The following is a 6,692-nucleotide window of genomic DNA, read 5'->3' on the forward strand; positions in this document are numbered from 1 at the left end:
GATTGGCGGTTTGCTGGTAAAGTTTATAGTAATTTAGCTGGAGTTTGCTTTTTAGAATACTCTCCTTTGCCGGTACTAGGACTGTTAATTGTCCAAACTACCGGCATTTTTTTGTCTCGGTTTTTCTGTTTTTGCGGGGCTACGCATTATCGGATGGGCATCGCCTTCATATATAGAAATGTGCCGTGAATTTTAATCTTGGTTCGGGAAAGTGGGTTGCCGAAATATGGTTTTGATTTTTCGGTATTACTTGATGTTGCACACAGCAGTCTAAAATCGACCTCGAATACCCACTGAATAGCGAATGCCTGTATCTTCGTATTCCAACAACCGTTCTCTGAAGACTGAATAGGTACGCAGCTTGGAGTGAGTGATATTAATCCCCTCAAAGACTAATTCGAGGTTGGGGTGGAATTGCCAGGCGGCGCTGACATCCAGTTGTCCGAATGCTTCAACGGTTTCTGGCTGGCTTTGAGTGCTAATGGCTGCGCGCAGGAAATCATCACGAAAGTTGTAGGCTAGCCGAGAGTGGAAGTGGCCTCGCTCGTAGAATGCGATGATATTGTAGGTATCGGACATACCCTCCAGGGTGAAGTCGAGTTGGTCTTCGCCAGTAGATTTTTCGCCGATCCCTTCGACGGAGGTATAGTTGGCCTGCAGGCCAAAGCCATTGTTAAACGTGTGTAACAGGGACAATTCCAACCCCGCCAGGGCTGCACTCTCAGCATTTTGGGGAATGGAAACAACAAAGTTGCCTTCTTCGTGATTCAGTAGGGATTCGACTTGTGTTGTTTCCGAAATAAAATTGTCGACATCTTTGTAAAATAAATTGATTCCAACATGATGTTTTTTTCCGTAATACCAGGACCACGACAAGTCGGCATTGAGTGCTTCGTAAGCACTCAATTTTGGGTTTCCACGGCTGGCCTGAGTTGCTCCCACGCGCAGGTTGTAGTCGCCCAATGTTGGTCTCAAACGATTTAAGCTTGGTCGAGTAATCGTTCTAGATAGTGCCAGTCGCAGGATTTTGTCTTCCGTTAAGTTGAGCTTTACATTGAGTGCTGGAAGTAGGTGGTCATATCGGTTTTTCGCGATAACGGGTATCGGATCAGAGATAATGAGATTGAGGTTGGTGGGGTCGGTTTCGTCATGAACAATATCAATAGCATCCTGTTGAAACCCACTTGCAGTAATATGCGTTTGGCTGTGGCGAAGGCCGATATTGGCAGTCCATGGCATTCCCCTAAATTCATTCGACAGGTTCAGTTGTACATAGGCTTCTAGTGGTCTTTCTTTAATTTTCCAGGAGTCTACCGGTTTGTAGAGAGCGGTGCTGCCCCCGTAGGCTTTGGCTTCGTCAATCGTGTCCGCTAGGGGGTGGGCGGTGTCTTTGATTGCGGTTTGAATATGTGAGTCGGACCACAAATAGTTGACATATTCGGTGGTATCGAAAGTAAACCAAGTAACGGGTGCGTTGCCTTCCAGAAAGTCTGAGGCATCCAGTGTGCTGAAAAGATTGTCGGGGAGATCAAATTGATACCCCGAAAATTCGCCACCAGAAGGGGATTTAAAGTTGGATTTCTGTTTGGTTCGGGTTGAGGTAAAAATACCGTACTCAAATTCATCAATTAATTCGAGATTACTGGATTGAATAAAGTCTATTTTTAACTGTTTTACCGTATCTCGTGAATCATCGCCTTCGAAATAAATAGCATGGCTGCGAAGGTCTCCCACACTGCTCTGTCTGCTGTGAACAATACTGGGGTAGTTTTCGCCTTGATGGTAGGCGTAGCTCGGGTTCGCGTTCGGAACACCGGCAACTACAAACTCGTCGTTTCCGCCGTTATCATTTCTTGCGCTGGAGTAGGATAAGTCGATGTTCGTCGTTAACCAAGTGTTCACATGCCAGAGTGTGTTCATTCCCAATAGCATGGTTTGCGTGGGACGGTTCCGTGTTAGTTGAACAAAATCACCAGCCAGTGCAAGGTTCTCTTTATAGCTGTAGCTGAGCAAAGTGTTGTTATCGTCGAGGGTCGCGGAGGCGATTGTTTCGCCGTAGTCATGTGTCCAGTTGGCAGAGGAAGTAATGTTTGATTTTACATTGAACTCGGCATACAGGGCATCGGCGGTAAACAGTAGGTTGTTGTTTGGACGCAGTTGTGTCGAGATGGTGCCGCTAGTTCGGGTTCGAGTGCCCGTGTCGATTCGAAAATCCAGATTGCGGGGGATTCTCGCCATACTGTAATTACCCGTACCATTCTTGTCTGCTACGTAACTTAGGTCTCGAATCAGCCAGCCCTCTGTTACGGCGCTGTGAAACAGGTAATCCCGCTGCTCGTGATTGAGGGATATAAGTGTACCAAATTGGTCATTCGAATAGCTGACCAGCCCCGAGTAGTGAGGGGAGAGCGTATCGGCTAATGAGTCAAATGTGGATTTGATAAAGAATCCGCTGCGAATCCCTTCAAAATCGAGCGGCTTTGTTGAAACGAGGTCGATGGTCGAGCCAATGCCTCCACTGGGTAGTGTGGCGTTATAGGATTTGTACGCACGAGCACCACTGATAAGCTCCGAAGCAAGGACATCGAAACTGAATTCGCGGCCTTCGTTTTCAGTTGCCAGCACACGGCCATTATAAAGTACTGTATTAAATTCCGGGCCGAACCCCCGCACGGTGACCAACTGGCCTTCCCCTCCATTTCTGTCAATCGAGATACCCGTAACACGCTGTAACGCTTCAGCCACATTCTGGTCCGGGTATTTACCCAGGTCTTCGCTGACCACAATATCGATAATGGAGCCAGCTTGGCGTTTGGCCCGGAGGGAACGCTGGACACTGTTGAAGTAACCAATAGTAATTATTTCTTCTTCGACATTGTCTTTATTTGGTGTGTGGGGAAGTCTTGCGAACTCGTTGGTACCTAGAGTGGGGTTTGTGGCTTTAACAACAATATAGCCGTCATTTTTTTCGAAGCTTAAGGGGGTATTTTGAACCAGTACTTCCGCGGCAGCTTCTAGTGAATAGAGGCCTTTTAATGCGGGGCTTTGGTGGCGGCTTACAATATCAAAATCGAAAATAACAGATGTTTGTGTTGCTTGGCCAAGCTGGATTAATGCTTTATCTGTACGTTGCGCTGCAATATTTAGTTCGTAAATCTGAGGTTCCAATTGAGCGAAAAGGGCATTGGAAAAGGTTGCCCCCATTATGATGGCGGCAACCTTTAACAGCCGGGCAATACTGGCTGGCATATGAAACAGCGGGGGGGATTGAGTGTTATCTTTTATAGAGAGGATACACGTTTGCTCCTTCTGTGAGCGTAATGGATGCACGTTTTTTTTGTATCTACTCGTATCGCTATGTGTCGTAAGGCGATCCTTTGGAAAGAAGTATGTCACCGTTACCCAGTTTGGTAACTTTGATGGAAAAACTTTTACTCAGTGTTTGCAGTAGGGAATCAATATTATCTGTTTTAAAGTGACCACCAATTCTAATTTTTGCGACATTGCTGTCTTTAACGACAATGTTGCTGGAGGTATAGCGAGATATTTCTTCAATTGCAACACCGAGCTCAATACCATTAAAGATTAAAGCGCCGTCGAGCCAGGCAAGCTTTTGTTCCAGTTCTGTCTGGTTGAGAGCTTCAGGCTCTTGCAGCGTGCGGTTTATACGAACGCTGTATCCCTGTGTGAGTATTGCCTGATTGTCGTCTGTAATTACGGTGTCAAATTTTTGTTGGTGGGGGGCCGCATTGGCAAAGACTTTTACCGTTCCTTCGCTGACAGCAACATCGACTTGGCTGTTTAAGTATCGCACATTAAAAGCGGTGCCCACGGCCCAAACGAAGCTATTTGCGGCTTTCACTACAAAAGGGTACTGCTTGTTTTTGGCAACTTCGAAATTCGCTTCACCTTTAATCAGGGAGATTGTGCGCCTTTCTTCTCTATAGTCTACATCGAGTTGGGTATCGGTATTGAGCATCAGTACGCTGCCGTCAGTCAGTGTGTAGGTGGCCCTTTCGCCTGGCCGCGTTTCAAAGTGTTGCGTGTTATCGAGTTCAATATTAATAAACAGTGCGAGAACAATAGAAAAGGCAGCTGCGGCAAAACCTCCGGTAAGTGAGTAGGCATAAAGTTTGGGTAGTCCCAACCAGCGGCGCCTCGATTTTTGGACTTGATGGGGGTTGGTTTGAGTGTTCGCCCGTGGAAAAATCCTTGCAAGATCCTCTAGTATGGCCATGTTGTCCCACTGTTTGACTACTTTTAAAAAATAGCTGCTGTGGTAGGGGCTCTGTTTTATCCATTGGTGAAATTCGTTCGTTTCGGCGGGCGAAAGGGGAGCTTCGTCCATTCTAACCAGCCATTCGGCAGCCTGATGTTTGATATCGTTGATATTGGTGTCGGAGTTGGCCTTATCCACGAGTCCTTCCTCCTTTACTAGATACAGTGCGTGTTTCATTTGGGTGATCCGTAGTTTCTGATTCCATCTCGTCCATGAAGTCTGTGCAGCGTACAATGGCGCGGGTAATATGTATTTCCACTGTTCGAGTGCTGATCCCCATTTCCTCGGCTATACGTTTGTGGGGGTACCCGTATACTCGTCTAAGTACAAAGGCTGTACGACATTTCTCTGGGAGATGGTCTAATGCTTGACAGAAAAATTCGAGTTTCTTTTTTGATTCAAGCTCATCCTCCAGTGAAGGACCTACTATAGAGATGCTTTCAGGAAGATAATCCCCTACCGTATCTGTCAGCTTGTTAGCTTTTTTGCTTATTTCGTTTAGCGCTAAATTTTTAGTCGTGCGATAGAGGTAGCTTTTGGGCGAGCTGATATCGGTCTTTTTATCTGCTTCCATTACTTTTAGAAAAGCTTCTTGAACAATATCCTCTGCATCTTCCGTACGTTTAAAGTACTTAGATGCAAATCGCACCAGCGAGGTACGGAGTTCTGTGAACAACCCTTCGTAGTTAGTTTTGGAGGCTCTATCGTTATTTTTCTGCATATTATTAATAGCCGTTTATCGGAACCTTGTTGTTACGCGCATGCGCGTTATTCAGCGTCATGCTCTACCGGAGCCTCTGCATACGTCGATGCAGGGAACCCAGAGTATAAAGACAGGTTAGTTCACGATATCCCCTACACGTAGTGGAATTTTTTTGTGATGTATTCGAGGGAGGGGGATTAAAGGCAAGGCTTGGCCAGAGGGAGGAATAATGAAGGTGGGGGTATAATATACCGCCACCTTTTTTCTGGGCTTTCTTGTGTTAGACGGTTGGGGTTATTTCACCGGCTCCATTGGAGGCTTTACAGATATGAATTTCGGCGGTTAGGCCGTGTTCACGAGGGTAATTATTGTGAATGGCTTGTGTGACGGGAGCGATCAAGTTTTCTGGTAGCAGACATACAATGCATCCACCAAACCCGCCGCCGGTCATACGTACGCCGCCGTTACGTCCGATGACACTGGATACAAGTTCAACAAGGTAGTCGATAAGCGGTACGGTAATTTCAAAGTCATCGCGCATTGATACGTGTGATTCTGCCATTAAACGGGACAAGCTCGTAACATCATTATTTTTCAGGGCTTCAGTCATCGCGAGAGTTCGTTCGTTCTCTGTAATGACGTGGTGCGCGCGCTTAAACGCGATAGGGTCAACGCTGTCCCGATTGGCCTGCAGTACGGATAGGCTGGCTTCGCGGAGGCTAGAAATATTCAGCTGTTTAGCAGCGAGTTCGCATTGTTTGCGTCTATCGTTGTATTCACTGTCAACCAAGCCGCGAGTCACTTTGCTGTCGATAATCATCACTGCGAGGGAGTCGGGTACTGATATGGGCTCTATCGCGAGGTTCTGGCAATCAATCAACAAAGCGTGGTTTATTTGTCCTGCGGCCGATATAAGTTGATCCATAATACCGCAATTGCAACCCACAAACTGGTTTTCAGCAGCTTGGCAAAGTAACGCTATCTTGGCGGGAGTGTAAAACAAATTGTTGATTTCACTGATTGCCGTGGCAAAAACTACGGAAAAGGAGGCGGAGGAACTCAGGCCCGCACCTTGAGGAATATTGCCCGCTACAACAACATCCATTCCTTTAATGTTCGGATGAGAAGATTCTACGAATTGAATAAATACACCACGTAAATAGTTGGCCCAGCTGTGTTTTTGGTCGTGTTCGATCGTAGCGTTAGCGTCCCAGCAGCTGGTTTCACCGTTAATGTCCAGTGCTGTGACGTTAATTTGGCTATCGTCGCGCAGGCCTACGGCCATGTATGTACCGCGGTCGATGGCTGTTGGTAAAACAAAACCGTTGTTGTAGTCGGTGTGTTCACCTATAAGGTTTACGCGACCGGGAGCGTGGAAAAGCCTATCGGCGTCCCGGTTAAAGGTTTTTGAGAAGGCCTGCTGGGCACGTTCTAGGGGGTGGTTCATGTCTATAGGTCTCTTAACTGAGTAGTTTCGATTCGTTGTGCAGTAAGACTACTGCTCTGAATAGTGCACGGTACTGCAACTACGAAGGCGCTCGGCGGCTTGCTCTGGTGTTATGTCTCGCTGAGGTTCTGCCATCATTTCGTAGCCGACCATATGTTTTTTGACTGATGCACTGCGTAAGAGTGGGGGGTAGAAATGTGCGTGCAGCTGCCAGTGCTGCTGGCTTTCATCCGTAAACGCTTGGCCATGCCAGCCCATTGAGT

The 6,692-nt window shown here is 46.9% G+C and carries 5 protein-coding genes (1 of these 5 cut by a window edge); all 5 read right to left on the bottom strand.

The window, feature by feature from the left end; genetic code table 11:
• Window positions 1–270 precede the first annotated feature (270 nt).
• Window positions 271–3,249, bottom strand: a complete 2,979-nt coding sequence (locus H5715_RS19820) for a TonB-dependent receptor (RefSeq protein ID WP_075186617.1) — start codon at window positions 3,247–3,249, stop codon at window positions 271–273.
• A gap of 106 nt (window positions 3,250–3,355) precedes the next feature.
• Complete coding sequence (locus H5715_RS19825; protein ID WP_083608115.1) at window positions 3,356–4,456, bottom strand: FecR family protein; 1,101 nt, start codon at window positions 4,454–4,456, stop codon at window positions 3,356–3,358.
• Entirely contained in the window at window positions 4,410–5,000 is a 591-nt protein-coding gene (locus H5715_RS19830; protein WP_075186619.1) for an RNA polymerase sigma factor, read from the bottom strand. The genes H5715_RS19825 and H5715_RS19830 overlap by 47 nt, the downstream gene beginning before the upstream one ends.
• A 262-nt stretch (window positions 5,001–5,262) precedes the next feature.
• Window positions 5,263–6,429: a galactokinase gene (galK, locus tag H5715_RS19835; protein ID WP_075186620.1), complete on the bottom strand. Its 1,167-nt coding sequence runs from the start codon at window positions 6,427–6,429 to the stop codon at window positions 5,263–5,265.
• Window positions 6,430–6,477: 48 nt separating this feature from the next.
• Window positions 6,478–6,692, bottom strand: partial view of a UDP-glucose--hexose-1-phosphate uridylyltransferase gene (locus tag H5715_RS19840; RefSeq protein ID WP_075186621.1) — the 3' portion only. It continues 850 nt past the right edge of the window; the window shows 215 of its 1,065 coding nt (coding positions 851–1,065); its start codon lies beyond the right edge, outside the window; its stop codon occupies window positions 6,478–6,480.

The sequence above is a fragment of the Teredinibacter haidensis genome (genome assembly GCF_014211975.1).
Classification (GTDB): domain Bacteria; phylum Pseudomonadota; class Gammaproteobacteria; order Pseudomonadales; family Cellvibrionaceae; genus Teredinibacter; species Teredinibacter haidensis.